The following is a 26,645-nucleotide window of genomic DNA, read 5'->3' on the forward strand; positions in this document are numbered from 1 at the left end:
GGTTTATCGTCCTATTTGTGTTTTTGCCTGCGTACATGCCCCTGCCACCGTCCGAGATCGCCCGCGAGCCGTTGCACACGCGTTCCATACGCGTGAATTCATTCGCCCGCGACGACGGCCAGTGGGACCTTGAAGCAGAGCTGGTCGATGTCAAGGCCTACGATTTTCCGCACAGCAATGGCGCGGTCCATCAGGCGGGCACGCCCGTGCACCATATGCATCTGCGTGTCACGATCGACGATCAGTTCACGGTCACCGCGGCGCTCGCCGCCTATGACGCGGCCCCCTACGATGCCCAATGCAGCGCCATCGCGCCCGACTATGCGGCGCTGGTCGGCTTGAATTTGTTGCGCAATTTTCGCCAGGCGGTCAAAGACCGGTTTGCGCGAACCGCCGGGTGCACGCATCTGACCGAGCTTGCCTATGTGCTGCCTACCGTGGCCGTGCAGTCCATGGCGAATCGGCGGCGCAAAGAAATGCGCAACGCCGCCGTGCCCCAAAGGCCTTTTCAGCTTGATGGCTGCCATGCCTTGCGCGTGGATGGGGCGGTGGCCAAAGAATTTTATCCCCAATGGTATGTCGCGCCGTCCTCCGAGGCGAAATGCGAATAGATAGATATGAGTTTGACGCGCGGCGGGTCTTGCCAGACATCGGCGTGAGCATTTTTTCTTATTTTTTACGTTCTGACAGGTAATCAATGAAAATTCACGAGTATCAAGGCAAGGAACTGCTGAAAAAATTTGGCGTGACAGTGCCGCGCGGATATCCCGCTTTTTCCGTCGATGAGGCGGTTGCCAATGCCGAAAAGCTCGGCGGCCCGGTGTGGGTTGTAAAGGCCCAGATTCATGCGGGTGGCCGCGGCAAGGGCGGTGGCGTCAAATTGGCCCGTTCGATGGCCGAAGTGCGCACGCTGGCATCTGAAATTCTGGGCATGCAGCTGGTAACGCATCAAACCGGCCCCGCAGGCCAGAAGGTGCGCCGCCTCCTCATCGAAGAGGGCGCGGACATCAAGAAAGAATATTACGTCGGTATCGTGACCGATCGTGCCTCGCAGCGGGTGTGCGTCATGGCCTCCAGCGAAGGCGGGATGGAGATCGAAGAGGTTGCGCACAGTGCGCCCGAAAAAATTCTCAAGGCCTTCGTCGACCCTGAAGTCGGCTTAAGCGACGAGCAAGCCGCCAAGCTGGCTCGCGGCATTGGCGTGCCGGAAACCTCGGTGGCCAAGGCGGCGGCCGAATTCCAGAAGCTGTATAAAACCTATTGCGAAACCGACGCCTCGCTGGCGGAGATCAATCCGCTGATTCTGGCCGGTTCGGGCGATATTATTGCGCTCGACGCAAAATTCAACTTCGACCCGAACGCCCTGTTCCGTCATCCCGACATCGTCGCCTATCGCGATCTGGACGAAGAAGACCCGGCCGAAATCGAAGCCAGCAAGTTCGACCTGGCCTATATCCAGCTGGACGGCAATATCGGTTGCCTGGTCAATGGCGCCGGGCTGGCCATGGCTACCATGGACACGATCAAGCTGTTTGGCGCAGAGCCGGCCAATTTCCTGGATGTGGGCGGTGGAGCCACGGCCGAGAAAGTGACCGAAGCCTTCAAGATCATGCTCAAGAACAAGAGCGTCAAGGCAATCCTGGTGAATATTTTCGGCGGCATTATGCGTTGCGACGTGATTGCCCAAGGGGTCATAGCCGCCTGCAAGGCCGTGAATTTGAGCGTGCCGCTGGTGGTGCGCATGAAGGGCACCAACGAGCAATTGGGCAAGAAGATGCTGGCCGATTCGGGCCTGCCCATTATCAGTGCCGACACGATGGCCGAAGCTGCGACCCGGGTCGTTGCTGCCGTCAAATAAGAATATTGCCGAGGATTTGTAAATGTCGATTTTGATCAACCAGGACACTAAAGTCATTACCCAAGGGATTACCGGCAAAACCGGCCAGTTCCATACCCGCATGTGCCGCGAATATGCCAATGGCCGCGCAGCGTTCGTCGCCGGCGTTCATCCGAAAAAAGCCGGCGAGGATTTCGAAGGCATACCCATTTTTGCCTCGGTCAAAGAGGCCAGTGCCCAGACCGGTGCGACCGTGTCGGTCATTTATGTGCCGCCCGCGGGCGCGGCGGCTGCGATTTGGGAAGCGGTCGAGGCCGATCTGGACCTCGTCATCTGCATTACCGAGGGCATTCCGGTGCGCGATATGCTGGAAGTCCGCAACCGCATGCGCGATCAAAACAGGAAAACCCTGCTGCTGGGTCCCAACTGCCCCGGCCTGATCACGCCCGAAGAAATCAAGATCGGGATCATGCCCGGTCATATCCATCGCAAAGGCCGTATTGGCATCGTCAGCCGTTCGGGCACGCTCACCTATGAAGCGGTGGCGCAGGTTACCGAACTGGGCCTGGGCCAGTCGAGCGCGGTGGGCACGGGCGGCGATCCCATCAATGGCTTGAAGCACATCGATGTGCTGCAGATGTTCAACGACGACCCCGACACGGACGCGGTCATCATGATCGGCGAAATCGGCGGCCCCGACGAAGTCAATGCAGCGCAATGGGCCAAAGACAATATGAAAAAACCTGTGGTGGGCTTTATTGCCGGCGTTACAGCGCCCGCAGGCAAGCGCATGGGCCACGCCGGCGCCCTGATTTCGGGCGGCGCCGATACGGCCGACGCCAAGCTTGAAATCATGGAGGCTTGCGGCATCCGTACAACGCGCAACCCATCGGAAATGGGCAAATTGCTGAAATCGGTGTTGTAAGCCTGTCGGCAGCCCGTTGTCGGGGCATTCAGGATGATTTTTCGCTGATTTTGAAAGCCTGACTGAAAGCTGAATTATAATGGCTGTCACTGGGTACGCCTCGATGCACGTTGTGTATCGAGGCGTTTTTATCCAAACATACAGGATTTCAAATGATTGAGCTTTTTCAGGCCCTGCATTGGGGAGCGGTTTTCCAGATCATCATGATCGACATTCTCTTGGGGGGCGACAACGCGGTGGTCATCGCGTTGGCGTGTCGCAATCTGCAGCCGCGGCAGCGTATTCAGGGCATTTTGTGGGGCACGGCCGGCGCCATCATTTTGCGGGTCGTTCTTATCGCATTTGCCCTGGTCTTGCTGGATATTCCCTTTCTTAAAATAGTGGGCAGCGTGCTGTTGCTGTGGATCGGCATTAAATTGCTGATACCTGAAAACGACAGTCACGACGGCGTCAAGGGCGCGAGTTCTGTATGGTCGGCGGTCAAGACGGTGATCATTGCAGACCTGGTCATGAGCCTCGATAACGTCATCGCCATTGCCGGAGCGGCTGAAAACACCCAGGATAGCCATCAGTTGGGCTACGTCATATTCGGCCTGCTGATCAGCGTGCCGATCATTGTCTGGGGCAGCACCCTGGTCCTGAAGCTCATCGACCGCTTCCCGGTGGTCGTTACGATAGGCGCCGGGCTGCTGGGCTGGATTGCCGGGGGCATGCTGGTCACCGACATCTTTATTGTCGACCGGTTCGGTGCTACGGCGGCTCCGGTTAAAATAGCGGCTGAAGTGGCTGGCGCGATACTGGTTGTTCTTTTGGGCAAGTGGTTTGCCGGCCGCAAACCGGCTATCAAGGAAACTGATTATGGGTCTGTTTAAATCGTCCGATCCCGAACACCGGGATTCGGGCTTGTCTCTACTGCAGGGCTTGCTCATCCTGGCCATTGTGGGCATCGTCGCTGCGATTGTCGTGACCAAGCTGGCGGGTTAGGCATGTCGTCGATTCCCGCTACGCTGGTTATCGCGACCCGCGCCAGCCGGCTCGCGTTGTGGCAGGCCGAGCACGTGCGCGATCGCCTCTCTGCCCTGTACCCGGGTTGCAAGGTCAGCCTGCTGACCCTGACCACGCGCGGCGACAAGATACTGGATCGTACGCTGTCCAAGATCGGCGGCAAGGGCCTTTTTATCAAAGAGCTGGAGACGGCGCTGCTCGATGGCCGCGCCGATCTGGCCGTGCATTCGCTCAAAGATGTGCCGGTGGACCTGCACGAATCCTTTGAGTTGTCGGCCGTCCTTGCGCGCGAAGATGCGCGCGACGCGCTGGTGTCCAATCTTTACGATACGCTCGATCAATTACCGGCCGGCGCTGTGGTGGGCACTTCCAGCCTGCGCCGCGAGGCGCAGATCCGCCAGCACTATCCGCAACTGATCTTGCGGCCTTTGCGCGGCAACGTGGATACGCGTCTGGCCAAGCTCGACCACGGCGACTATGCGGCCATTATTCTGGCGGCTGCGGGCTTGAAGCGTCTGGGCCTTGAGGCGCGCATACGCAGCTATCTTACGCCCGAGCAAAGCCTGCCGGCCGCTGGCCAAGGTGCTTTGGCGATCGAAACACTGGTCGGTCGTTCCGACCTGCGCGCGTGGCTATTGCCACTGGCTTGTCCCGATACGACGGCCTGCGCCGTGGCTGAACGCGCCGTGTCGCGCGTGCTGGGTGGCTCGTGCCAAGTGCCCCTGGCAGCCTACGCGCAGGTCGGCGGCGATACCCTGCAGCTGCGGGCGCTGGTTGCCGAGCCCGACGGTTCGCGCATTATTCGCGCCCAGGTGTCCGGCCCTGTCGCGGCTGCCCTGCGGTTGGGTGAACAGGCCGCGCAAACGTTGCTCGATCAGGGAGCGAAGGCCGTTCTGGACAAGCTGGCGGCGGCAACGTCCGCTTGATCGGCGATGCCTGGAAGAATCGGCCATGACTTCGTTTGTCGTCCTGACGCGCCCGCAAGGCCAGAACGAAAGCCTGGCCGCGCGCCTGCGCGATTCCGGCATGGATACGCTGCTGCTGCCGGGCCTGCTTATACAGCCCTTGCTCGATGACCCGGGTTTGCTGCCTGTACCCGACGACTATGATCTGCTGATTTTTGTCAGCGGCAGTGCCGCGCGCCTCTATCTGGACCTATATGGCCGGCGCCGCGCGCCGACGCCGTGGCCATCTTCTTGCTGGGTGGCCACTGTCGGCCAATCCAGCGCCGGGGCGCTTTACCAGGCGGGCTGCATTCCTCATGCCCATATTGTGCATCCCGATCCGGCCGGCGGGCAGGATTCGAAGGCCTTGTGGGAGCGCCTGCAGCGCACGGAGCAGCGGTTCGAACGGGTGCTGATTGTGCGTGGAGAAACGGGCCGGGAGTGGCTCGGGCAGCAGTTCGAGCAGGCGGGCGCGAGTGTACGGCGCTATGCCTTGTACAGCCGTAAACCGCTGCATTGGACGCGCGAGCAATGCCACGATTTGCAGACTCGCCTTGATGCACGGGCAACGCCTGTATGCGTCCTGACCAGCGGCGAAAGCATTGACGCGGTTTGTCTTAATATCGAGCGTAATGGTTTGCAGGAGTTCTGGGCCCGAGCGCGATACGTGGTCATACATGAACGCGTGGCCCGCCGATTACAATCCGTGTTCGCCGACGCGGGTGGCATGACGCCCGATCCGGTGGTAAAAGTATGCTCTCCCAACGATGACGCAATTTTTGAGATGATTGCCTCGACCGCATCCCTATAAAAAGGTGCTAAGGATTACAATCCCGCCATGATTGATAAAAAACCCGAGAGTCCCGAAGCCAGCCCTTTGGCTGCCGGCAAAAAAGAATCCTCTCCAGGTAACGCGGCCGCCGCGACCGGCCCCAGGGGTGCGGCCAAACCACGCAAGCGTTACGCTTTGCCGATCGCATTTGTAATCGTGGTGCTGGTGGCCCTGGCTCTGGGTGCGGGCGTGTGGTACCAGCAAAAAATGTTCAAGCAGTCTCAGGCCGCGGTCAGTAGCCAGGTTGCCGCCAGCAGCAGCGTGGCCAACCAGGCGAGCGAGCAGGCTCAGCAAGCGATATCCCTGGCGCAATCTCAGGCGAGCCAGTTGGCTGCCTTGCAGGCATCGCTGCACGAATCGCAATCCCGTTATCAAAGTCTTGAACAGGCTTTTCAGAATTTGACCGACAGCGGTTCCGATGTGGCCCTGGTCAACGATGTGGATCAACTGGTCACGATTGCCCACCAGCAATTGTCCTTGGGCGGCAATGTCGCCAATGCCATCGTTGCACTCGAAACGGCGCAGACGCAACTGGCGCGCGCCAATCGGGCCAGCCTGGCTTCCTTGCAGCAAACGATTAACGGCGATCTCGATCGCCTGCGCCTGGTCACCAGCATAGATGTGCCGCTGCTTACGGGCCGGCTCGACGAATTGTCGCAACTGATTGGCAAGGCGCCGCTGTGGGTGCCCGATGATGCGGCGCCCAAGGTATCGAGGGTCGTGGCTTCGCAAGCGCCGGAGCCTGCTACTGCACAGGACAATGCGGCCGGGGCCGATGCAAACTGGTGGGAGCAAACCCTGGCGACTGCGCGCACTTGGTCCGCGAGTGCCTGGACGTCGCTGGCCAGCGATCTGGGCAAATTCATCAGTGTGCGACGCGCCCAGGATCCGGCAGCCTTGTTGATGTCGCCCGATCAGGCCAGCCAACTGCGCGAGAATCTGCGTCTGCGCATCATGACGGCCCAACTGGCTTTGCTGATGCATCAGCCTGATCTGTGGAAAACGGAAACGCAGGCGCTGGTCAAGGCGATAGATACGCGTTACGACGGGCAGGCGGACGAGACCCGGCAGGCACACAAACTTGCCGAGCAATTGGCGCAAACGTCCATCGATCTCAAACTGCCAACGGTCAACAACAGCCTGCAGGCGCTCGAAACCTTGCGTGATGCCAGTGCCCGAGCCGCCCAAGAGGCCAATACGGCGGCCAGGCCGGCCCCCGATTCAAATACCGCGGCTAAGACGCCAGCCACACCGGCGCAGCCCGCTGCGCCACGGGAATAAGTTATGCGGACATGGTTTTGGTCGGTCGTTTTTTTAGCGCTGGCGGTTGGGTTGGCCCTGGTGCTGCGCGAGCACGGCGGCAATGTGTTGATCGTCGCTCAGCCCTGGCGCATCGAGCTATCCATTACCTTTGCGGTATTGCTGCTGCTGGCGGTTTTTTTCCTGCTCTATGTAGTGATTCGGTTGTTGGCGTGGCTGACCTCCAGTCCCGAAAGGTTTCGCCTGTGGCGTGGGGTAAGGGCGCAAAAGCGCGATCATGATTGGCTTGAAACCGGTTGGGTGAACTTGCTGGAAGGGCGTTACACCCAGGCCGAACGGGATTTTTCCAAAGTACTGACTCAGTCCCGGTCGCCCAATCGCAAAGTCCTGGCGGCGTTGGCCGCGGCGCGGGCATCGCATCGCCTGGGCGAATTTGTTCGGCGCGACGACGCTCTTCAAATTGCCCGCGAGAATGCGGGATCCGAGCCTCGGCTTAAAGAGGCTGCGGCCACCGTGGCGGCCGAAATGTACCTGGACCAAAACCGGCCGAACGAGGCGCTGCGGCTCTTGCAGCCATTGCAGGATGCCAGCTCGCGCTACTTTCACGCGACCCGTTTGTTGTTGCGCGCCCATCAGCAACTGCATAACCATGATCGTGTCTATGATCTGACGCGTCTGCTGCTGCGCCGTGGCGTCATCGACAAAGCCGAGGCCTTGTCGTATTTGGAAACGGCCGTGGCGGCGCGGTTGCACAAGGGTGGGCTGGCCGGCTTCAAGACAATATGGGGCGACCTCAAGTCCGACGAACGGGTGTTGCCCGAGATCGCCCTGGCGGGCGCGGCAATCCAGGAATCGGCCGGCAATATCGACGAGGCCTCGAAAATTCTCGAAGCCGCCATCAACGTCAAATTCGAGCCACGCCTGCTTAGCGCTTATTCCCAATGTCCGCCGGAGCAGGTTGCGCGCCGTTTAAGCAAGGCCGAGGTCTGGTTAAAGAGCAAGCCTGACGATTCCGCGCTGCTCGCCATGCTGGGGAATTTATGCCTGACTGGTCAGTTGTGGGGGCAGGGCGAGCGCTATCTGCTGCGAAGCATGAAAATCCGCAGCGACGTGCGCATACATGCCTTATTGGGTAATTTGTACGATCGTTTGGGGCGGCGCGCCGATGCCATGAAACATTGGCGGCTGGCTTCCGGCGTGGCCGGGGTGTTGCCGGTGCTGGCCGCCAATCGGGCTTTGCCTGCCGCCGATACACGTGGCGATCCCACGCTGATTGCGTTTGCCAATATGCCCGAAACCGATCTGGCGGGCGAGGGGCAGGAGGTGATCCCGCAAGCGGCCAGCGCCGCGGATTATGTGGTCGAGCACGAGGGGAAACCGGCTGCAGAGGTGCTTGCGCCTGTTTCGGGCGGCTTTGGTTCGAAATCGGCGGAGCCCGATTTTGACGAATATTTCGATAGCGCGCCTATACCGGGCGTGGATTTGTCCCAAACGTCGGATCGCCCTTCAGACCGATCAAAAAATCGTTAATTTTTATTTATTTCAAGGCTAAAGAATGAGTCTAGATCGAGTGCCGGCAGGTAGCAAATTGCCGCATGAATTCAATGTGATTATCGAAATTCCTGCCAATGCAGACCCTGTTAAATACGAAGTGGATAAGGCGTCGGGTGCCATATTCGTCGATCGTTTTATGCTGACTGCCATGCATTATCCCTGCAATTACGGCTATATCCCTGAAACCATTTCCGACGATGGCGATCCGGTCGACGTGTTGGTCATGGCACCTTTCCCGATCCAGATCGGTGCCGTCGTGCGCAGCCGCGCCATCGGTGTTTTGCAGATGGATGATGAAGCGGGGGGCGATGCCAAGCTGCTGGCGGTGCCGGTCGAAAAGCTATACCCTGCCTATCGTCATATTCAAAAACCGGACGATCTGCCTCCCGAAGACCTGGCTCGCATCAAGCATTTTTTTGAGCACTATAAAGAGCTCGAGAAAGGCAAATGGGTTAAGGTCAAAGGTTGGGATGGCCCCGAGGCTGCACACAAAGAAATCGTCGATGGCGCGGCTCGCTACGCCAAAAGCGCTAAATAAGGCGTCGGGTTTTCTCGCGTGCGTTGATGCGTTAATGTAATGTGCGCTGTTTGACCAGGTATTCAAAACAATCAAGGATAAAAATGGATTACATCATTCCCGTCCAGCCGGTGGCGGCTATTCCCGTAGCGGGGTCCGCCTCGCAATTTCCCGTGCGGCGTGTGTATTGCGTGGGCCGCAACTACGCCGAACATGCCAAAGAGATGGGCTATACAGGCCGTGAAGACCCGTTTTTCTTTTGCAAGCCTGCCGATGCGCTGGTATGTGTGGCCGATGGCCAGACAGGCGTCATGCCCTATCCCGCCAAAACATCGAATCTGCATTACGAGATCGAACTGGTGGTGGCGCTGGATAAGGGCGGGCGTGATTTGTCTGTAGAGGAAGCCGCCCATTGCGTCTGGGGCTATGCCATAGGCCTGGACATGACGCGCCGCGATCTGCAAGGCGAAGCCAAGAAACTGGGTCGTCCTTGGGAAGTGGGCAAGGGCTTCGACTATTCGGCGCCCGTTGGCCCCTTGCACCCTCGCAGCAAGGTAGGCACTTTGGCAAAAGGGGCGATTTCCCTCGCCGTCAATGGCGTAAGCAAGCAGTCGAGCGACCTGTCCTCCATGATCTGGAACATCGCCGAGTCGATCTCCTATCTGTCGGGGTTGTTTGAGCTCAAGGCGGGCGACATCATCTTTACCGGCACTCCCGAGGGAGTCGGGCCGGTCGTGGCGGGCGAGACCATGGTGGGCGCCATTGCCGGCCTGGGCGAGCTTCATGTGGCGGTTAAGTAATCGATAGTTTCAAGTATGGCCGTTAAATAACGGACTGTTTGTCAAGGAGACAATGATGCGTTTCAAAGCTCTAATATCATTATTGATTCTGGCCTGCATAGGCCTGTCGGGTTGCGTCAACACGGTAGAGGGCGCGGGGCAGGACATCAGCAACGCCGGTAACGCCATCAGCAAATCGGTCAAATAACGGTTTGCTCGTCCGCCAGAAAGGCCTCCGCAAGGAGGCCTTTCTGCGTTGGGGTCCGAAGCATCCGCTGGAAGGCCTTTCTGCATTGGGGTTGAATGGCAAGCAGACGGTATCCACAAAGATATGCCCGCCGTTCATGTAGTGGCAGCCCTTGTGGCTGCCATTTTCAATAAACGCGGTGCGACTTGTTGCGTGAATGGCACCCACAAGGGGTGCCGCTACAGAAAACGGGTGCGGTTACAGAAAAATGGGTGCGGTTGCAGAAAAACGGGTGCGGTTGCAAAAGAATATATGCGCGTACAAAAACTATTTGTTCAAAATAACACTGTTTTATAGTAAAGTTGTATCTTTAAATGTACCATTATGTTCAAAGTGGTGTAGTACAATTTATGAACACAAACTATAAAGGAGACACACAGCATGTCAGGAAAAAAATCGTGGGCCTTATCGCTGACGGCAGCCTTGTTTTCATTGTGCGGCGCTGGCGCTTATGCCGCTGACCATTATCCCAGCCACACTGTCACCATCATCGTTCCGTATGGCGCGGGCGGGTCCGCCGACATCTATGCGCGTCAATTGGCTCAGAAACTTCAACAAAAGCTTGGGCAGTCGTTCGTGGTGGAAGACAAGCCGGGTGCGGGCGCCATCATCGGCACGAACTACGTCGCGCACTCGAAGCCGGACGGCTACACCTTGTTGGTGATCTCCAATACACACACCGTCAACGAAACGCTTTTGAAAAACAAGCCCTATAAGCTACTGCGCGACTTCGCGCCTATCGCTCCCATCAACGAGGCCAGCCTGGTTCTGGTGGCCAACGACAACGTCAAGGCCAAAACCCTGAAAGACTTGATCGCCTTGGCGAAATCCGAGCCCGGGAAGCTGAATTATTCAAGTTCCGGGGTAGGCACTCCCTACCATATAGCCGGCGAGATGTTCAAATCCATGGCCGGGATCAACGTTGTGCATGTGCCCTACAAAAGCAGCGGCGAGGCGCGAAATGGCGTGGTGGGTGGGCAGGTAAGCTATATGTTCGACTCCATCGCGACCATGAACGGTCTGATCAAGGGCGGGCGGGTCCATGCGATTGCCACCACCGGCCTCACGCGCTCGCCGATCTTGCCGCAAGTTCCCACGATGAGCGAGGCCGGGCTAAAGGGGTATCACGCCAACATCTGGCTGGGTGTAATGGCGCCCAAGGCCACTCCCAAGGCCGTCGTGGATGAGCTTAACAAGGCCATCAGCAGCATCGTCAGCACCTCCGAGATTAAAACGGCCTGGGCTAAAGACGGTGTCGACCCCATGGTCATGACTACCGGCCAGTTCAAACAATACATCGAGAGCGATATTCAACGGCTCGGAAAGGTGGTGGAGGAGGCGCATATCCATGTTCAGTAAGTCCTGCCGCGTCCTGTCCAGGGGGTTTGTCCAGGCATGAGTGGACCTTTGGATCTCAACATTAACGGCATGCCCGTCAAACTTGAGCTGGATGAAAATCGCAGCTTGCTCGACGTGTTGCGCGCAGAGCTGGGTCTGACCGGCAGCCATTTTGGTTGCGGATCCGGACTTTGCGGCGCGTGCACCGTTCTGGTGAACCAACGGCCTGCACTGGCTTGCGACACGCCGGTGTGGTCGGTCGCCGGGAAAAGCATTACGACTATCGAGGGCGTTGCAGCGCACGAACTGGGGCAGAAAGTCCAGGACGAGTTCATGCGCTGCAATGCGGCCCAGTGCGGTTATTGCACCTCGGGCATGGTCATGGCCTGCGTCGGTTTGCTGTGGGCGGACAGCGCGGCCTCGGATACACAAATCAAGAATGCCCTGGATGGCAATCTTTGCCGCTGCGGCGCTCATTTGCGGATCGTTCGCGCGGTGAAGAACGTCAGCGCCGCTTTGAGCCCGAATTGACATGAACCCTGGATTTGCCACCGTCCATCAAGCGGCAGCCGGACAATTGCCCCTCAGCCTGATCAACAATCCCTGCCTCGACCATTGGGTGTCGATGGCCGAAAACGGTTGTGTCGATGTATACACCGGGAAAGTGGAACTGGGGCAGGGCATCGTGACGGCCCTGGCTCAGATTGTCGCGGACGAATTGCTGGTGGATATCGCCGCGGTGCGCATGCAGCCAGCCAACACCCGTTATAGCCCCAATGAATCGGTGACTTCGGGTAGTTTGTCCATCCAGCATTCCGGGCTGTCGTTAAGAGCGGTATGCGCACAAATCCGTTTGTTGTTCATACAGGCGGTGGCGCGCAAATTTCATTTGGATGCCTCGATGGTCACGGTGATCAACGGGGAGTTCGTTTCGAATAGCCGTTCGTATGGAACCTATTGGCAAATCGCCGATGGCGTTGATTTGCATGTGGCCGTTACCGGGTTCGATGCGGGCACCGCATCGGGGCGCCGCGATTATCTGGGGACGAGCCTGCGGCCGATCGGCCTGGAATTGAAAGTCAGCGGACAGTACCCTTTTATTCATGACTTGACGCTTCCCGGCATGACGCATGGCCGGGTTCTCAGGCCGCCTTCACCCTATGCCGTGCTGGGCGATCTGGATCTGTCCGAATGGCAAAATAGCCCTGGTGTGGTGAGCATTGTTCGCGACGGATCCCTGATCGGGGTCATCGCCGAGCAGGAGCATATTGCCGAACGGGTTGTTGGGCAGATCGCCAGGAAGGCTGTCTGGACCGAGCATGATTCTTTGCCGCTTCAAAGTGACCTGGCGTTATGGTTGCGCAGCGGCAAATGCGAAACCACGGTTTTGTCCCGGCCGTCTGTCCATGCCAAGACCCCTGTCGCCGGCGCCGCCGGGACATTCACCGGTGATTTTTTAAAGTCGTTCACCAAACATGCTTCCATTGGCCCATCCTGCGCCTATGCGCAGGCCATCGCCGATACCGGCCTGAAAATATGGAGCCATAGCCAGGGCATACATAATTTAAAGGCCGATCTGTGTCTGGCCTTTGATAGGGATGCTGCGCTCGTCGAGATTCAGCATGTGCCCGGGTCGGGCTGCTATGGTCACAATGGGGCCGACGATGTGGCTTATGATGCGGCGTGGTTGTGCCTGCACGCCCATGAGCGGCCGGTTCGAGTCCAGTGGTCCCGATCCGATGAACTGAACTGGTCGCCGGTGGGTCCGGCCATGTCCGTACGCATCGAAGCCGACGTGGATGAGAACGGCGGGGTGCTCGATTGGCGTCATACCGTGTGGGGACCGGGGCACAGCTTGCGTCCCGGCAGGGCCGGCACGCCGACGCTATTGGGCAGTTGGTACAAGGAAAGTCCGCATCCGGCACTCTCGGCTATCAATGCGCCTCTGGAGTCCGGAGGTGGCGCCGACCGCAATCTCGTTCCCCTGTACGACTTTCCATGCAGCGCGCTGGTTTGCCATCGAGTGGTCGATTGTTCCCTGCGTACATCGGCTTTGCGGGCCTTGGGCGCGTTTGGCAATGTGTTTGCGATTGAATCCCTGATCGATGATATCGCCATCGGATCGGGGCGCGACCCCCTCCAATACCGGCTGGATAACTTGCGCGACGAACGTGCCAGAAGCGTTCTGAACGCGGTGGCCAAGTTGGCGGCCTGGCATGAACGGCACGATGGCGGCCGTGCGGGCGATGTGGGTATGGGAATAGGTTTTGCGCGCTACAAGACCGAAGGCGCCTATTGTGCGGTGGTTGCGAAGGTGAAACTGACACACGAAATCCGTGTTGAAAAATTGTTTATTGCCGTCGATGTGGGCGAGGTCATCAACCCTGACGGCGTCGTTCAACAGATCGAGGGCGGGGCCATTCAGGCAACATCCTGGGCCTTGTACGAAGAGGCTCATTTCGACCGGAAAGGGTTTATCGACGGTGATTGGGAAAGCTATCCCATCATCAAGTTCAGTCAGGTTCCGGACATCGAGGTCGAAATCATGCCAGGCGCCGGGGTGGCGCCTGTGGGCGCCGGCGAGCCGTCGCTGGGGCCGACGGCGGCCGCGATCGGCAATGCGGTTCGTGATGCCCTGGGCGTGCGAGTTCGTATTCTGCCCATTACACCCGAGGCCGTGATTCGCGCAGTCGATGCGCAGGCGGCGGGAATTGACAACAACGTAGAATTTTTGAGGGCAATGTAGATGGATCTGTGCTTATTGAGTGGCGGAGCGGCATTCGGCCTGGTCAGCCACATACGGAAGGATTTCGAGGCCCGCAATCATTGTTGCATTACAGGCGAGTTCGGCGCGGTAGGCATGATGAAAGACAAGCTGCTTGCGGGCGAAGCCTGCGATGTCATTATCCTTTCGCGCAAACTGATCGACCAATTGGCGCGAGACGCAAGGGTGATCAGGGAAAGCATCCGGGATCTGGGCGTCGTGAGCACGGGTACGGCCGTCATTGAGGGGGAGGCCCCCCCGGTCATCACCGATGAGGTGTCATTGGCCAAGGCCTTGTTGGCGGCCAGCGGTGTCTATGTGCCCGATATGTCCAAGTCCACGGCCGGCATACACATGAAGAATGTCTTTGAGCGGCTCCAGGTATTTGATCGCATCAAAGAGCGGATTCAAGAGTTTCCCAATGGCGCCACAGCCATGAAGGCGATGGCGTCAAAGGCGGCGCCCCATTCACTGGGCTGCACTCAACTGACGGAGATTATGGCGACGTCTGGCGTCACAGTTGTTGCCGCGCTTCCCAAATCATGCGCTCTGGACACCGTTTATACGGTTGCCATTCCCAGCGCGTCGGGGCAGGTTGACCTTGCAGGGGTATTGATCGATGGCTTGTGTGATGCGTCGCTCGATAAATTCAAACGTGATAACGGTTTCTCGAAGTAATTGTCTGAAGCAGTTTTAGAAAAGGGATGGAAGATGAAATTAGCTAGTTTTGAATATAAGGGCGAGCGTTGTGTAGGCCTTGTCAGCGAAGATTCCAAGAGCCTGCGCAGGCTCAATCTGGATGCGGGCGAGGCCGGTCGCGGCGTTGCCGCGTTGATTGGCCGGGAAGACCTGAAGGGTTTTGTGCAAGAGCGTGTCGCAGACGAATTGTCCATGGCCGACGTGCGGCTGCAGGCGCCGATTCCGCGGCCGGATCGGAACATTTTTTGCGTGGGCAGAAATTACCATGCGCACGCCAAGGAACTTTCCAGTTCGGTTTTCAAGGAAAACGACAAGAATGTCGAAGCCTGGCCCATTGTGTTCACGAAGGTGCCGGAGTGCGTCGTCGGCCCTTTCGATGACGTGGTCCTGCCGGTGGGCATTTCTTCGCAGATCGATTACGAAGCCGAGCTGACCGTGGTGATCGGCAAGCAGGGCAAGAACATCGCCCGGGAGGATGCGCTGGATTATGTCTTTGGCTATACCATCGTCAACGATGTGACGGCGCGCGATGTCCAGATCCGCCATCAGCAGTGGGATATGGGCAAGTCGTTCGATACGTTTTGTCCTATGGGGCCGTGGCTGGTCACGGCTGATGAAGTGGACTCATCGAATCTGGAGGTTTCGTGCAAGGTTAACGGCGATCTGCGTCAAAACGCCAGAACGGAAGATTTCATATTCGATATTCCCACGCTGATTGAAACGTGTTCGCGCGGCATAACGCTTTATCCGGGCGATATCATTGCCACCGGCACCCCGGCGGGCGTGGGCATGGGCATGAAGCCACCCACTTACCTTAAAAGCGGGGACCACGTCCGGATAGAGATCGAGGGAATCGGCATGATCGAAAATAAATTCGTCTAAACTCCGTAACGGCACCCGTTTGTAATGGCACCTGTTTGTAGCGGCACCCCTTGTGGGTGCCACCACAAACCCAACACAATCGAAATAAACCCACCCATAACACAGACCCAAGCATTCACCTTAACGAACCCTATTTTTGTATAAAACAGCAATTTTCAACAAGTGAGCACTTTATGGCTGGCGGCGTTAAAGCCTTTGAACAGCATCTGACGGCTGAGCTGGACAGCGGCCGCTTGGCCTCTGGAGCCAGATTGCCTACGGAGCGGTCCTGGTGCGAACAATTCGATATTTCGCGCGGCACTGTTCGACGGGTTTTGGCCAAGCTGAGTGAGCGTGGCCTGATTACGCAGGTCAAGGGCAGTGGGACTTTTGTCTCGATGGCCAGTCCGCATGGGCCGGCTATCGAGAAGCTGTACACCAGTCCGGCGGAGTTGATGGAAGCGCGTTTGCTGATCGAGCCGTTGATGCCGGCATTGATCGTCCGAAATGCGAATGCCCACGATTTTCAGCTTATGCAGGAATGCCTGTTGCATTCGGAACGGGCCGAGACTGTAGATGAGTTCGAGCGCTGGGACGGCGAGTTGCATCGTTCGTTTGCGCTGGCGACTCATAATTCGCTTTTTTTGCATATTCTTGAGTTGACCAATAGGGTTCGCGAAGAAGGCGAGTGGGGTCGGCTGAAAATGCAGTCGTTAACGCCCGAGCGTCAGCAGCAGTACGTGCGCCAGCATCGTGCGATTTACGAGGCGCTGCTGAATCGGGATATGGAGCAATCGAAGGCGTTGATGATCGTGCATTTGAAGCAGATACAGCAGAATCTTTTCGGCGCGTAAGATATCGTTGGCGGTGTTTCGTAGCGCCACCTGTAGCGCCACCCCTTGTGGGTGGCATTCGCTGCCGGTGGCATTTTTTATATCACCGTATCTTGGTTATAAAACCTTCTAGCCCCGCACCGTGGCCGGTCAAGGTAGGTCGGGCTCCGACGTGCACGGTTCTGGCTTCGCCAGAACTTCCCGCGCGAATGAACTGCTTCGGGGCGGCGCGCGAACTCGTGGGGCGAATAGCCCACTGGGCTATTCGCAAGCTCCCACTCAAACAGCGCGCGCCTTGCATCCCCGAAGAAGTTCATTCGCGCGGCGTGCCCGAGTCGCCTGCCCCACCTTGACCGGCCACGGCGCTCGTGTGGTGGATGCTTGTGGGATCGCTGATATTGGCGCGATTGTTGCTAATGTAGCGGCAGCCCTTGTGGCTGCCAGATCGTTGGAAATCGTCGCGGTCTTTATTTATAGACACCGATGGCAGCCACAAGGGCTGCCCCTACAGTGGCCGCCGGAACCTGCCCTGATCACGTCACGGCATCGCGCGACTGGTTGGCGTTGAAGTCCTGTCTATCCAGTATGTCTCTTAGCACTTCGACGGCATCCCACACATCGGTAAAGCCCAGATATAAAGGCGTTAGCCCGAAGCGCATGATTTCCGGCTCGCGATAGTCGCCGATTACGCTGCGCGCAATCAGGGCTTGCATGACGGCATAGCCTTGCGGGTGGGTGATGCTGACGTGGCTGCCGCGCTGCGCGTGATTGCGCGGGGTAACCAGCGCTAGCGGATGCGCGGCGCAGCGTGCTTCTACCAGCTCGATAAACAAGTCGCTTAGCGCGAGCGATTTGCGGCGCAGCGCCTCGATGTTGGTTTTGGCGAACACATCGAGGCCGGCCTGGACCATGGCCAGCGAGACGATGGGTTGAGTGCCGCACAAGGCGCGGCGTATGCCGGGGTCTGGTGTGAAGCGCGGGTCCATGGTGAAGGGCGTCGCGTGGCCCCACCAACCGCTAAGCGGATGAGAAAATTGTGTTTGGTGCTTGGGCGCCACCCAGATGAAGGCGGGTGATCCAGGGCCTCCGTTCAGGTATTTGTAGGTGCAGCCCACCGCGAAATCGGCATTGGCGTCGTTCAAGGCCACCGGCAGCGCGCCGGCCGAATGGGCCAGGTCCCAGATCATCATGGCACCCTGGGCGTGCGCATGCGCCGTCAGGGTCTTCATGTCCAGTAAATGGCCGCTTCGATAATTCACATGCGTCAGCATCACGACGGCGACATCCCGGTCTATGGCGGCATGCAGGTCTTCGGGCGCGTCCACCAGGCGCAGATGGTAGCCGCGATCCAGCCATCGGCTCAGGCCTTGCGCAATATATACATCGGTGGGGAAGTTGCTGCGTTCGGTCACGATGACCCGGCGCGATGCTGTCTGCGCTTGGGCTGCCTGCATGTGCAGGGCCGCGGCGAGTGCCTTGAACAGATTGATCGAGGTGGAATCCGTTACCACCACTTCGTCGCGCCCGGCGCCTATCAGCGGCGCCAATTGGTCACCCAGGCGCGAGGGTAGGTCAAACCAGCCGGCCTTGTTCCAGCTGCGGATCAGATCCATACCCCATTCTTGGGTCACGACTTCCTGCGCGCGCGTCAGGGCGGCCTTGGGACGCGCACCCAGCGAATTGCCGTCCAGGTAAATCACGTTATCGGGCAGGGAAAACTCATTTTTGAGATTGGCCAGATCATCAGCCTGGTCCATCTGAATGCAGTCGTTACGGCTAATCATGGGGCAGTCTCCCGCACGGGGTGCTGGGTGGGTTACCGGGAATGGAACACAGCGCAATTTGCCTGATATTATAGGCTTCAAGCAGTTCCTTGCCGCGATTTTGCCCAACTCGGCATGTCCGAATTGTTTGGCGGGGTGGTTCGCCGCACACTGTAGTCCACGCCTTGAACAAGGGGACGACAGTGAGGCACTCATACATTAAGCAACGCGGCCAGGGCATGACCGAATACATTATTGTCGTGGCCTTAGTGGCGGTTGCCGCTATTGCGGTGTATCAGCTTTTTGGCCAAGTAGTGCGCTCGCAAACAGCCGCCATGGCCAAGGAGCTGGCTGGCGAAGACGGTTCCGAGCAGTCTCGCATGGCTCAGTCGGCGGCTGAAACCGCTGCGGCGCAAACGGCCGCCAAAACCCTGAAGTCGTTTACCGGAAACGCTGGAGCCAGCCAATGAGCGTTACGCCAAAACCTGCGCATTATGAGCTTGTTCGGCGTGCGGCGGCCCAGAGCGGCCAGGCGCTTGTGCTGGGTATGCTGCTTGCCTCGGCTGCGGCTTTGGTTTTGATACGTTATTTTTTTACAGGCCAAGTGGTGGCGGCGAAAGCCAGGCAGTTGCACGCGCTGGACGCGACGGCCTATAGCGGCGCGCTGGTTCAGGCCAGGGCGCTGAATATGCTGTCCTACATCAATCGCGCTCAAATCGGTCATCAGGTGGCGATGGCGCATTTGGTTACGCTGGGGTCGTGGGCGGCCTTTGGGGGCACTCAGTCCAGGCAACTGGCCTCGGGCAATCCTCCCGCTTACCTGATAGGCTTATTGTTTGGGCCGGAGCATGGGGCCGCGTATCTGGCTGCCGGCTCTGCCCGCGGCATGGATGCCATGGCCCGCACAGACGGCGAGCTGGCGCAGGCCTACGCGGCGCACGATCGCATCGTCCAGGATGTTTTCAGCTCGGTCCAGCAGGCTGTGGTGGCCGGTTTGCCCGATGCTCGTCAAGCGGCCATGCAGGCCGTGTTAAAGCAGAATTATCCAGACTATGAAAAATCCGACTTTGATTTATCTGTCGTCGATGATACTTGGCCCGGCTATGTGCAGGCGTATTCCGGGCGGCAGGAATTACGCTCCTTCGTTCAAGAAGTGGCGGATCTGTATGCGTTTCTGGGGCCGCGCAACGACACCACGCGCAATCCATGGGTGGTCGATGCGCGTTGTCCCACGCTGCGTCACGAATTGCGCCGCCGTGGCAATACCGAGCTTGATCCGTATGGCAGATGGCAGTCCATTGACACGCAGTCCTTTCACGCTTTGCGCTCCAATCGCTGGATAGGATGTTATTTTCGTGAGTACCCAATGGCGTGGGGCTGGATACCGACTGCGGCGGCTCAAAGCGTTGGTTCGCCTCATGTCGATGATCCACCCGACGACTTTGCCGCGCAGGATTTCTGGCGCTGGGTGCGAGACGCGACCAATTGGGATATACATTTCGGCGATGCCAACCCCCTGGCTAATTCACGGGCGGTGGCCAATAGGCAACGCTGGCAGGGCGGCGGCCTTCCGGGTTATTTCGACACACGGGAGGGCGCTCAGGCTCGTGGCTTGCGGTTTACCGTCGACCTGCGTTATCCAGGCCCAGAAGGTATCGTACTAAGCAGTCGCAGCGCGGCGGAAACCTTTTTTGAACGCCCCGAGCCCCGTTCCGATGGTCGCCTCGAAGCGGAGAACCTGTTTGATCCTTATTGGCAGGCCAGGCTCGCTCCGCCGGCGGTGTCCAGTGCAAGCCCCGGAGGCCGGCCATGAACGCACAGTGGGCAGGCACAACGGGTCGTTCGCAATGCCTATCGGTTTGCGCGCAAAGAGGTCAGGCCGCCATTGAAGCGTTGGTTGTTCTGCTTGTCCTGCTGTCTTTGTGGGTCGGCATTGCCTGGTTATTGCGGTTTCAGGACATCGCATTGCAAACCCAGCATGCCAGCCGGTATGCCGCATTTTCCTTGAGCCGTCATTTCGAACTCAGGCCGGTGGATGACATTCGCCGCCGGTATTTTTCCGGGCCGGCCCATCAGTGGACTGATCGCGGCGGGCTCAGGTTGCTGGATCCTGCCCAAGTATCGCTGCAGGTGACGCGCCATCAAAAATTGAGCGCTTTGGCGCAAGCAGGCGGAGTACTGCCCGATGCGGTGTCATTGCGGCAGGGTTGGCAAATCGAAGATGCGGGGATTGTCCGTGCACAGGTTCTGGCGGCGCCGCACAGGCCTGAACGGCACCTGCTGCGCAAGGCGGATGGTCTTAAGGTGGGTATGGGTCAGTTCGATGCCTGGTATCCCGTCCTGTCACGCCATACGGCCATCCTCGTCGATGCCGGCCACGCATCCGGCGATCAGGATACGCAGCGTCGTGTGGCGCAATCGGGGCAGGGCTGGGGTGACAGTGCTGCCGATTCGTACCGGTTGGGGCGCCAGGTTTCGGCGGCTGTGCAGGCGCAGGACCGAGCCTGGAATCGCGCCGGACCCGAGTTCGATTGGCTACGCCGCTGGGCGGGGTTTGTGCCGGCGCGTCATCTCAATGCCAGTCAGGGGGAAAGCGATGAACACCAGGATTGAGTGGAGGGTGCAAGGGCGTGCCCAGTGGGCGGGCTGCCTGGGGTTTGTGATTTGCCCGATGATAGGCAGTGGCTTTTTTCCTGCGCCGGCTCTGGCGGATAACCCGATCCGGAATCAGGTATTGCAAATTGAGGCGCCCGGATTCGTGTGGTCCGAACTTCAGGAACTGAAGCTGTTTGAAGTTCCTGTTTATCTGCGTCGTTTCGCCGTGGCGGCCCCTGTTGATGTGGCGGCGCGGATTCTGGCCGGGAATACGAGGCTCTTCCAGGAAACCCAGGCATCGAGGCAAAAGATAATACTCTCCGGTGCTCGAGCCGATTCGCATTGGGTGGCGGAAATCGCCGCTACCCAAGACGGTGCTCAAGGCTCGGTGTCGGCGCTAAGCCTGCGCCTTGGTCATTTGAACAAGGCTTTATCGCGTCGTTCAAAGCTGCTGGCCAGCTGGGTGCCGCAACCCGCACAGCTGCGTTTTAGCGAGATGTCCGTCGTGGACGGACAGGCACTGCGGCAACAAATTTATCTTGTGGCGCGCCCGCTTGATGAACTGAATGCACAGTTGCGCGAGCATCTGCAGGCGCTGGGTTGGCGCGACGTATCAGCAGACGAGCGGCCACCGGCGGGCCGCGTCTGGCGTTTGAATCGCGAGCGCCTTGTCCTGGTGTCGGCCGCCACTGCCGGCGCAAGCACGTTGTTTGTGCAGCATTTTCAATAATTCTGCAAGGAGCGGATCATGCGCTTGCCTGTGTTCAATCGATCGATCGCCTTGCTGTGTATTGCAGCGGCGGCCGGCCTGGGCGCCGCCTGGACGGCGAGGCAGTATCTGCAAGATCGTGTCCGTCAGCTTGAAGCCAATGCCAAAACGCCGATGGTGGCGCGGGTGGTGGCTGCCTACGACATGCCGTCGGGTACTCTACTGACGTCTGACCATTTTGCCGTACGCCAGCTTCCTGCAGCGCTTGTGTCCAGCGATAGCCTGGCGCCGGAGCGTTTCAAGGAGCTGGCCGGCAGCGTCCTGGCGGCGCCTTTGCGCGCCGGAGACCCGATTTTGGCGGTACATACTACACGCGCCCGTGGCTCCCCGTTTTCGGCTCGGCTTGGCGATGGCAGGCGCGCCATTACTATTCCCGTTGATGCCATCAACTCCGTGTCGGGCCTGCTTGAGCCTGGTGATCTGATCGATCTGTATGTTTCATTTGAGCATCAGCGCCGGCGCATCACCGCTCCGCTCCTGCAAGGGGTGCTGGTTCTGGCAACGGGAAAAGCAACTCAGATTGCCGCTGAACCCGGCATGGCCCGGGCGGGTGGCTATTCAACCGTCACGCTGGACTCGTCGCCTGAAGATGCCATAAAGCTGGTGGCCGCGAGGCAAGGCGGGTCCATTACCGCTTTGCTGCGCCATCCGCATGATGGCCGGTCTGATCAAAAAGCGGTGCGTGGAGATCTTGCCACTTTGCTGGGCGTGAGCGACAAACCCGTATCCACCCGTACGGCCAAGGTTCCTGTCATCTATGGCAATCAGGCAGCGCGCGGGTTGCCTGGCTTGCGTCCTAAAGCCGTCGACCCGGCGCCGGTCAACGGTGTTTTTGACTTGCCCTATACCCCTGAACTGGCCAGTGCCTGGATGAGAAGCCCAGGCCTGCCCGAGGCCGACGACGCTTTGCGTCCGGTAAGCCCGCCATGAAACGCCAGGGCGGTCTTTCAATACTTGTGTGGTTTGGATGCGTTGATTATGCAAATTGAATTCTTCAGTTCCCGCTATTTGTTGGTCTTCTGCGCTTCGTTGATGGCCATTTCGCCTCCGGCGTTTGCGCGGGCCGACAGCCTCCTCAATTTACAGGTGGGCGAGGTCAAAGTGTTGTCCGTGCCTGAGGTTGCTCGCGTTGCGGTGGGCGACGGTCATGTGCTCAGCGCCGTGACGACCGAAGAAAAAGAGGTGATTGTATTTGCGCGCCACGAGGGGTCGACCACATTACAGATATGGTCATCGAACGGCCAGCGCCACCGGTATCAAATTGATGTCGCCGCCGAGGGGGCGCGTCAGACCCAAAAGGAACTTCGCAAGATGCTCGAACGGATTCCCAATGCGCGTGTATCGGTGGTCGGAGATAAACTGGTGGTGGAAGGAGACGATTTGTCCGACACCGACCGCGAGCGCGTGGCAGCGCTTGGCAAGCGTTATCCGCAGTTGCTCGATTTCACGAGCCAGGTGGGCTGGGATCGCATGGTGCTGCTCGACGTTCAGGTGGTGGAGGTGCCGCGCACTCATCTGCGGGAACTGGGTGTACGCTGGAATACAAGCAGCGATGGCGGCATGAACGCCGGTCTGGCCTGGGATGGAGGCTCGGGGAAATTCAATGCGCGGCCAGGTGAGTCCTTGCTCGATCTGCCTTTCCCCGCGAGCGCGGCAGCCGGATATTTCGGCATCAATGCTGTTTTGTCGGCCCAGATCAAAGCGCTGGCGCAAACGGGTTCTGCCGTGGTTCTGGCTCAACCCCAGTTGCTTGCACGCAGCGGCGCTACGGCCGAGTTCCTGGCGGGCGGCGAGGTGCCTTACTCGACGGTGGATGCCAATGGAAAGAGCAACACCGTGTTCAAGCCTTACGGCGTGTCCTTGCGGATTACGCCGCAGATAGAACGCAATGGGGCGGTGCGCTCGCGCATAGAGGTTGAAGTCAGTTCGGTCGATTTGTCCATATCGGTTCCCAACGGGCCCTCGTTGAAGACACGACGCGCCTCTACCGAGTTCAATGTGCGCTCGGGTCAGACCCTGGTGCTGGCCGGTTTTTTATCCCGGGAAGAGGCGCGCAACACGGACAAGGTGCCGGGTTTTGGCGATATTCCCCTCGTGGGCGCATTGTTCAAATCCAGGCGCTTTCAACATAGCGAAACCGAACTGGCGATATTCGTCACGCCGGTCGTGGTGTCGCCCGATCACCCCGATTTGGCGCGGCGGGTTGCCCAGGGCCGGGCCATTGTCGATCGGGCGTTTCCGGATGCGGAGCTGATCAATACGCCGGTGCACGCGCTGCAAGCGTTGCCGCAAGCGCTGGATACGCCACAAGAAGGTTGGGATCCCTACCGCGGCGCGGGCACGCAATGGGGAGCTCCCGAACCCGATTCAACGGCTTCCGACCCTGCGTCCGGCCAAGCGGGTACGCCGCGTCGAGGTGTCAATCAACATGCCTTCCGGGAGTAGATCATGCTGGATGTCGAACTTCGTTTCGAAGATGGTTCGGTTCAGGCCAGGAGGCTTGTGCTGCCTCTTGAAATCGGCAGAGGAGCCCAGGCGGGATTGCGCCTGAAGGCGTGGCGCGTGGCTAAACGTCATGCCCGCATCGAGCGGCGCGAGGCGGGGCTATTTCTTGAAGATTTCGGGTCGCTGACAGGCACTTTGGTCAATGGGCAGCGAGTGACGCAGTATGGGCCGTTATCGGCGGGAGACGAGATCGTCATTGGCCCGTGCCTGATGCATTTGCGCGAGCCGCAAGGTTGTGATGCGGCGCAAGCCGTGTGGGCAGCAGAGCTCGCGGCCGATAGCGAAAGCCTGGCTGACAACCCAGAGACGCCACTCTTGTCCGAGGGTCCGGCCATGAATCCGGCCGTAATAGGCGTGGTCCTCGGGCCCGTGGGCCTGGACGGGACGCTGCTTTATCATCGGCGCCGTTTGCATGCGTCATTGCTCGAAGCGCTCGACTTGCGGCGGCGCGATGTCGCCAGCATGAGCGATGCGGCGCTGCGCAGCGAGGCATTGGCGGCGCTGACGGAAATCATCAAGCATGATTCCGATATTCCGGGCGCAGTCGATCGCCAGGAATTATTGCGCGATGTGGTCAATGAGGCGGTGGGCCTGGGCGCTCTGGAGCCGTTGCTGGCCGATCCTTCCATTAGTGAGATCATGGTGAATCGCCATGACGAAATATTTGTTGAGACGGCCGGCGTTCTTACACGCCATGCTTCGGGGTTCAGCAGCGAGCAAGCCGTGTTGGGTGTTATTGAACGTATCGTTTCGCCTTTGGGCCGCCGTATCGATGAAAGCTCGCCCATGGTGGACGCGCGTCTGGGCGATGGGTCGAGGGTGAATGCCATTATTCCTCCTCTGGCGCTGCGCGGCGCTTGTCTTACTATCCGGAAATTTCCGCTCAATCGGCCTGGCATGGATGATTTGTTGCGTGTGGGCGCACTCGATGCATCCATGCGCGAGTTCCTGCGGTGCTGCGTTCAGGGACGTAAAAACATGGTCGTATCCGGTGGCACGGGCTCGGGAAAAACCACGTTGCTCAATGTTTTGTCCAATTGCATTCCGGCGGCAGAACGCATCGTGACGATCGAAGACGCAGCTGAATTGCGGTTGGATCACGCGCATCTGGTGTCGCTGGAAGCGCGCCCAGCCAACCTCGAAGGGCGTGGAAAGGTCGACATCCGCGATCTGGTGCGCAATGCCTTGCGTATGCGGCCCGATCGTATCGTGGTCGGCGAGTGCCGTGGCAGCGAGGCATTCGACATGTTGGCTGCCATGAATACCGGCCATGAAGGTTCGTTGACAACGCTCCATGCCAATAGTCCGCGCGACGCCTTGTCGCGTCTGGAGACCATGATTCTCATGGCCGGCATGGATATTCCGCTGGCCGCCGTGCGTGAATACATTGCGGCCAGTATTGATGTCATTGTGCAGCAGGCCCGGCTGGCCGACGGCCGGCGGTTGATCACCTCGATTGTCGAAGTGACCGGCATCGAGAGCGGCCGGATACAGATTCAGGAAATATTCAAATACCAGACTGTTCCGGTCAGGGCGTTTGTGGGTTGCGGCGTTGTGCCGGAGTGTTTCATCCGAGGTGCTGAGGCTACCGCGGCGGCGGCTCCCGTGCTGTATGGTCAGGTCACCCTGCTGCATGACTCGTCGGCAAGTCTGGCCGGGGCCGGAGGACAGGAATGATTATCGTGTTCCTGTTGTGCATGACCATCGTCGCCGGCGTGGCAGCCTGGATGATCCAGGGTTGGTGCAAGACCGCGTATCGGCGCTATCAATGGGCATTCCAGAAGGAAGCCAAGGAGCGCCTGAGCGAATTTTTTCTGTTTTTCGATCCGGCTCAGTTGTGGTTCGCCAATTTGTTGCTCTGCACCGGGCTGACGCTGTTTATTTACATGCTTTCGGGCCTATTGTGGCTTGCGGGCGGTGCGGGCGTTGTGACCCTGTTTGCGCCCCAGTTCCTTATTGCGCGATGGCGCCGGCGGCGTCTGGCGCGTTTTGATGAACAGCTGCCCGACTTGCTTGCCGCGCTGGCCGCCGCCTTGCGCGCCGGGTCTGGTGTGCAGGCGGCGCTGCGGCATATCGTGCTTCAGGCTCCTGCCCCGTTGGCGCAGGAGTTCGGCCTGATGCTGCGTGAGCAGCGCATGGGGGTGTCGTTCGAACAGGCGCTGGCTTCGCTGTATGGCCGCGTCCCGACTGAAGGCACAGGCCTGGTGGTCTCGTCATTGAAAATAGCCGTTCATAGCGGCGGCAATCTGGCTGAAACGCTGGAGCGCATTGCCGGCACGCTGCGCGCGCGTCTGCATCTGCTGGCCAAAGTGCATGCACTTACGTCGCAAGGGCGTCTGCAGGCCTGGGTCATGTCTTGCCTGCCTTTTGCGTTGATGCTGGTTCTTGAACGGCTCGACCCGGACTCGATGGCTTATTTATGGAACACCCCTGCAGGCTGGGCTGTGCTGGGCGTGGTCATCGGCCTGGAACTGACGGGCGCATTGTTCATACGCCGCATTGTCGGCATCGATGTCTAGGGCATTTTTGATTGAAGTGTTTTACGGAACTGAACGCGTTTCGTGTCGCTTTTTTTTTAAGCCGCTTTGGGAGGGGTAATTGTTTTGGGTGGGCGGGTC

At 58.9% G+C, this 26,645-nt stretch carries 27 protein-coding genes; 26 read left to right on the plus strand and 1 reads right to left on the minus strand.

Translation table 11 applies throughout. The annotated features are described in order from the left end of the window. The first annotated feature begins 35 nt into the window (after positions 1 to 35). From EDC26_RS15005 to EDC26_RS15085, 18 genes are all read left to right on the plus strand, one after another. Positions 36 to 611 carry a DUF2889 domain-containing protein gene (locus EDC26_RS15005; protein ID WP_132584071.1) on the plus strand — a complete coding sequence of 192 codons (576 nt, stop codon included), beginning with the start codon at positions 36 to 38 and terminating at the stop codon, positions 609 to 611. 86 nt (positions 612 to 697) lie between these two features. Beyond that, positions 698 to 1,858, plus strand: a complete 1,161-nt coding sequence (gene sucC, locus EDC26_RS15010) for an ADP-forming succinate--CoA ligase subunit beta (RefSeq protein ID WP_132584073.1) — start codon at positions 698 to 700, stop codon at positions 1,856 to 1,858. 22 nt (positions 1,859 to 1,880) lie between these two features. After that, positions 1,881 to 2,762 carry a succinate--CoA ligase subunit alpha gene (gene sucD / locus EDC26_RS15015; RefSeq protein WP_132584075.1) on the plus strand — a complete coding sequence of 294 codons (882 nt, stop codon included), beginning with the start codon at positions 1,881 to 1,883 and terminating at the stop codon, positions 2,760 to 2,762. Between the two features lie 152 nt (positions 2,763 to 2,914). Next, complete coding sequence (locus tag EDC26_RS15020) at positions 2,915 to 3,634, plus strand: TerC family protein (RefSeq protein WP_132584077.1); 720 nt, start codon at positions 2,915 to 2,917, stop codon at positions 3,632 to 3,634. After that, entirely contained in the window at positions 3,621 to 3,746 is a 126-nt protein-coding gene (locus EDC26_RS20485; RefSeq protein ID WP_279432685.1) for a hypothetical protein, read from the plus strand. The genes EDC26_RS15020 and EDC26_RS20485 overlap by 14 nt, the downstream gene beginning before the upstream one ends. A gap of 2 nt (positions 3,747 to 3,748) precedes the next feature. Then, positions 3,749 to 4,693, plus strand: a complete 945-nt coding sequence (hemC, locus tag EDC26_RS15025) for a hydroxymethylbilane synthase (protein WP_132584080.1) — start codon at positions 3,749 to 3,751, stop codon at positions 4,691 to 4,693. A 25-nt stretch (positions 4,694 to 4,718) separates the two neighbouring features. Further along, the gene (locus tag EDC26_RS15030; RefSeq protein WP_132584082.1) at positions 4,719 to 5,522 is read left to right on the plus strand and encodes a uroporphyrinogen-III synthase; all 804 of its coding nucleotides are present in this window, start codon (positions 4,719 to 4,721) and stop codon (positions 5,520 to 5,522) included. Between the two features lie 27 nt (positions 5,523 to 5,549). After that, on the plus strand, positions 5,550 to 6,824 hold the full coding sequence (locus tag EDC26_RS15035) for a uroporphyrinogen-III C-methyltransferase (RefSeq protein ID WP_132584084.1): 1,275 nt from the start codon (positions 5,550 to 5,552) through the stop codon (positions 6,822 to 6,824). Between the two features lie 3 nt (positions 6,825 to 6,827). After that, the gene (locus tag EDC26_RS15040; RefSeq protein ID WP_132584086.1) at positions 6,828 to 8,333 is read left to right on the plus strand and encodes a heme biosynthesis HemY N-terminal domain-containing protein; all 1,506 of its coding nucleotides are present in this window, start codon (positions 6,828 to 6,830) and stop codon (positions 8,331 to 8,333) included. A 25-nt stretch (positions 8,334 to 8,358) separates the two neighbouring features. After that, positions 8,359 to 8,895 (plus strand): inorganic diphosphatase, encoded by a 537-nt coding sequence (ppa, locus tag EDC26_RS15045; RefSeq protein WP_132584088.1) that lies wholly within the window; start codon positions 8,359 to 8,361, stop codon positions 8,893 to 8,895. 83 nt (positions 8,896 to 8,978) lie between these two features. Further along, on the plus strand, positions 8,979 to 9,674 hold the full coding sequence (locus tag EDC26_RS15050) for a fumarylacetoacetate hydrolase family protein (RefSeq protein WP_132584090.1): 696 nt from the start codon (positions 8,979 to 8,981) through the stop codon (positions 9,672 to 9,674). A gap of 52 nt (positions 9,675 to 9,726) precedes the next feature. After that, positions 9,727 to 9,861 (plus strand): entericidin A/B family lipoprotein, encoded by a 135-nt coding sequence (locus EDC26_RS15055; protein ID WP_132584092.1) that lies wholly within the window; start codon positions 9,727 to 9,729, stop codon positions 9,859 to 9,861. A gap of 420 nt (positions 9,862 to 10,281) precedes the next feature. Beyond that, positions 10,282 to 11,259, plus strand: coding sequence for a Bug family tripartite tricarboxylate transporter substrate binding protein (locus tag EDC26_RS15060; RefSeq protein WP_132584094.1), 978 nt, complete (start codon positions 10,282 to 10,284; stop codon positions 11,257 to 11,259). Between the two features lie 36 nt (positions 11,260 to 11,295). Next, positions 11,296 to 11,769, plus strand: coding sequence for a (2Fe-2S)-binding protein (locus tag EDC26_RS15065; protein WP_132584096.1), 474 nt, complete (start codon positions 11,296 to 11,298; stop codon positions 11,767 to 11,769). Position 11,770: 1 nt separating this feature from the next. Continuing rightward, positions 11,771 to 13,984, plus strand: a complete 2,214-nt coding sequence (locus EDC26_RS15070; protein WP_132584098.1) for a xanthine dehydrogenase family protein molybdopterin-binding subunit — start codon at positions 11,771 to 11,773, stop codon at positions 13,982 to 13,984. Continuing rightward, complete coding sequence (locus tag EDC26_RS15075; RefSeq protein WP_132584100.1) at positions 13,985 to 14,680, plus strand: molybdate ABC transporter substrate-binding protein; 696 nt, start codon at positions 13,985 to 13,987, stop codon at positions 14,678 to 14,680. Positions 14,681 to 14,713: 33 nt separating this feature from the next. Beyond that, positions 14,714 to 15,583: a fumarylacetoacetate hydrolase family protein gene (locus EDC26_RS15080; RefSeq protein ID WP_132584102.1), complete on the plus strand. Its 870-nt coding sequence runs from the start codon at positions 14,714 to 14,716 to the stop codon at positions 15,581 to 15,583. Between the two features lie 173 nt (positions 15,584 to 15,756). Further along, positions 15,757 to 16,416: a FadR/GntR family transcriptional regulator gene (locus EDC26_RS15085; RefSeq protein WP_132584104.1), complete on the plus strand. Its 660-nt coding sequence runs from the start codon at positions 15,757 to 15,759 to the stop codon at positions 16,414 to 16,416. A gap of 512 nt (positions 16,417 to 16,928) precedes the next feature. Here EDC26_RS15085 and kynU read toward each other — a convergent pair. Beyond that, positions 16,929 to 18,179, minus strand: coding sequence for a kynureninase (gene kynU / locus EDC26_RS15090; protein ID WP_132584106.1), 1,251 nt, complete (start codon positions 18,177 to 18,179; stop codon positions 16,929 to 16,931). Positions 18,180 to 18,397: 218 nt separating this feature from the next. Between kynU and EDC26_RS15095 the strand changes: the two genes are divergently transcribed. From EDC26_RS15095 to EDC26_RS15130, 8 genes are read left to right on the plus strand one after another with little or no spacing between them, the layout of a single operon-like run. Then, complete coding sequence (locus EDC26_RS15095) at positions 18,398 to 18,628, plus strand: hypothetical protein (protein ID WP_132584108.1); 231 nt, start codon at positions 18,398 to 18,400, stop codon at positions 18,626 to 18,628. Further along, positions 18,625 to 19,971: a hypothetical protein gene (locus EDC26_RS15100; RefSeq protein WP_132584110.1), complete on the plus strand. Its 1,347-nt coding sequence runs from the start codon at positions 18,625 to 18,627 to the stop codon at positions 19,969 to 19,971. The genes EDC26_RS15095 and EDC26_RS15100 overlap by 4 nt, the downstream gene beginning before the upstream one ends. Next, positions 19,968 to 20,771, plus strand: a complete 804-nt coding sequence (locus EDC26_RS15105; protein WP_132584112.1) for a pilus assembly protein — start codon at positions 19,968 to 19,970, stop codon at positions 20,769 to 20,771. Before EDC26_RS15100 ends, EDC26_RS15105 begins: the two co-directional genes overlap by 4 nt. Continuing rightward, the gene (locus EDC26_RS15110; RefSeq protein WP_132584114.1) at positions 20,755 to 21,483 is read left to right on the plus strand and encodes a hypothetical protein; all 729 of its coding nucleotides are present in this window, start codon (positions 20,755 to 20,757) and stop codon (positions 21,481 to 21,483) included. Before EDC26_RS15105 ends, EDC26_RS15110 begins: the two co-directional genes overlap by 17 nt. Positions 21,484 to 21,501: 18 nt before the next feature. Beyond that, complete coding sequence (gene cpaB, locus EDC26_RS15115; RefSeq protein WP_132584116.1) at positions 21,502 to 22,452, plus strand: Flp pilus assembly protein CpaB; 951 nt, start codon at positions 21,502 to 21,504, stop codon at positions 22,450 to 22,452. 48 nt (positions 22,453 to 22,500) lie between these two features. Further along, complete coding sequence (locus EDC26_RS15120; RefSeq protein ID WP_243700935.1) at positions 22,501 to 23,967, plus strand: type II and III secretion system protein family protein; 1,467 nt, start codon at positions 22,501 to 22,503, stop codon at positions 23,965 to 23,967. Positions 23,968 to 23,970: 3 nt separating this feature from the next. Then, positions 23,971 to 25,704: a TadA family conjugal transfer-associated ATPase gene (locus EDC26_RS15125; protein ID WP_132584118.1), complete on the plus strand. Its 1,734-nt coding sequence runs from the start codon at positions 23,971 to 23,973 to the stop codon at positions 25,702 to 25,704. Next, positions 25,701 to 26,546 (plus strand): type II secretion system F family protein, encoded by an 846-nt coding sequence (locus tag EDC26_RS15130; RefSeq protein WP_132584120.1) that lies wholly within the window; start codon positions 25,701 to 25,703, stop codon positions 26,544 to 26,546. Before EDC26_RS15125 ends, EDC26_RS15130 begins: the two co-directional genes overlap by 4 nt. Positions 26,547 to 26,645 lie beyond the last annotated feature (99 nt).

The organism is Paralcaligenes ureilyticus, from assembly GCF_004346225.1.
Taxonomy (GTDB): Bacteria; Pseudomonadota; Gammaproteobacteria; order Burkholderiales; family Burkholderiaceae_B; genus Paralcaligenes; species Paralcaligenes ureilyticus.

Bases quoted from the DNA above. Each gene is read 5' to 3' on its own strand.
- hemC (WP_132584080.1), top strand. From the start codon at position 3,749: ATGTCGTCGATTCCCGCTACGCTGGTTATCGCGACCCGCGCCAGCCGG.
- EDC26_RS15035 (WP_132584084.1), top strand. From the start codon at position 5,550: ATGATTGATAAAAAACCCGAGAGTCCCGAAGCCAGCCCTTTGGCTGCC.
- EDC26_RS15070 (WP_132584098.1), top strand. From the start codon at position 11,771: ATGAACCCTGGATTTGCCACCGTCCATCAAGCGGCAGCCGGACAATTG.
- EDC26_RS15110 (WP_132584114.1), top strand. From the start codon at position 20,755: ATGAACACCAGGATTGAGTGGAGGGTGCAAGGGCGTGCCCAGTGGGCG.
- EDC26_RS15085 (WP_132584104.1), top strand. From the start codon at position 15,757: ATGGCTGGCGGCGTTAAAGCCTTTGAACAGCATCTGACGGCTGAGCTG.
- EDC26_RS15080 (WP_132584102.1), top strand. From the start codon at position 14,714: ATGAAATTAGCTAGTTTTGAATATAAGGGCGAGCGTTGTGTAGGCCTT.
- EDC26_RS15005 (WP_132584071.1), top strand. From the start codon at position 36: ATGCCCCTGCCACCGTCCGAGATCGCCCGCGAGCCGTTGCACACGCGT.
- EDC26_RS15075 (WP_132584100.1), top strand. From the start codon at position 13,985: ATGGATCTGTGCTTATTGAGTGGCGGAGCGGCATTCGGCCTGGTCAGC.
- EDC26_RS15125 (WP_132584118.1), top strand. From the start codon at position 23,971: ATGCTGGATGTCGAACTTCGTTTCGAAGATGGTTCGGTTCAGGCCAGG.
- EDC26_RS15040 (WP_132584086.1), top strand. From the start codon at position 6,828: ATGCGGACATGGTTTTGGTCGGTCGTTTTTTTAGCGCTGGCGGTTGGG.
- EDC26_RS15055 (WP_132584092.1), top strand. From the start codon at position 9,727: ATGATGCGTTTCAAAGCTCTAATATCATTATTGATTCTGGCCTGCATA.
- EDC26_RS15100 (WP_132584110.1), top strand. From the start codon at position 18,625: ATGAGCGTTACGCCAAAACCTGCGCATTATGAGCTTGTTCGGCGTGCG.
- sucD (WP_132584075.1), top strand. From the start codon at position 1,881: ATGTCGATTTTGATCAACCAGGACACTAAAGTCATTACCCAAGGGATT.
- EDC26_RS15020 (WP_132584077.1), top strand. From the start codon at position 2,915: ATGATTGAGCTTTTTCAGGCCCTGCATTGGGGAGCGGTTTTCCAGATC.
- cpaB (WP_132584116.1), top strand. From the start codon at position 21,502: ATGCGCTTGCCTGTGTTCAATCGATCGATCGCCTTGCTGTGTATTGCA.
- kynU (WP_132584106.1), bottom strand. From the start codon at position 18,179: ATGATTAGCCGTAACGACTGCATTCAGATGGACCAGGCTGATGATCTG.
- EDC26_RS15130 (WP_132584120.1), top strand. From the start codon at position 25,701: ATGATTATCGTGTTCCTGTTGTGCATGACCATCGTCGCCGGCGTGGCA.
- EDC26_RS15060 (WP_132584094.1), top strand. From the start codon at position 10,282: ATGTCAGGAAAAAAATCGTGGGCCTTATCGCTGACGGCAGCCTTGTTT.
- EDC26_RS15120 (WP_243700935.1), top strand. From the start codon at position 22,501: ATGCAAATTGAATTCTTCAGTTCCCGCTATTTGTTGGTCTTCTGCGCT.
- EDC26_RS15030 (WP_132584082.1), top strand. From the start codon at position 4,719: ATGACTTCGTTTGTCGTCCTGACGCGCCCGCAAGGCCAGAACGAAAGC.
- EDC26_RS15105 (WP_132584112.1), top strand. From the start codon at position 19,968: ATGAACGCACAGTGGGCAGGCACAACGGGTCGTTCGCAATGCCTATCG.
- EDC26_RS15050 (WP_132584090.1), top strand. From the start codon at position 8,979: ATGGATTACATCATTCCCGTCCAGCCGGTGGCGGCTATTCCCGTAGCG.
- EDC26_RS15065 (WP_132584096.1), top strand. From the start codon at position 11,296: ATGAGTGGACCTTTGGATCTCAACATTAACGGCATGCCCGTCAAACTT.
- ppa (WP_132584088.1), top strand. From the start codon at position 8,359: ATGAGTCTAGATCGAGTGCCGGCAGGTAGCAAATTGCCGCATGAATTC.
- EDC26_RS20485 (WP_279432685.1), top strand. From the start codon at position 3,621: ATGGGTCTGTTTAAATCGTCCGATCCCGAACACCGGGATTCGGGCTTG.
- EDC26_RS15095 (WP_132584108.1), top strand. From the start codon at position 18,398: ATGACCGAATACATTATTGTCGTGGCCTTAGTGGCGGTTGCCGCTATT.
- sucC (WP_132584073.1), top strand. From the start codon at position 698: ATGAAAATTCACGAGTATCAAGGCAAGGAACTGCTGAAAAAATTTGGC.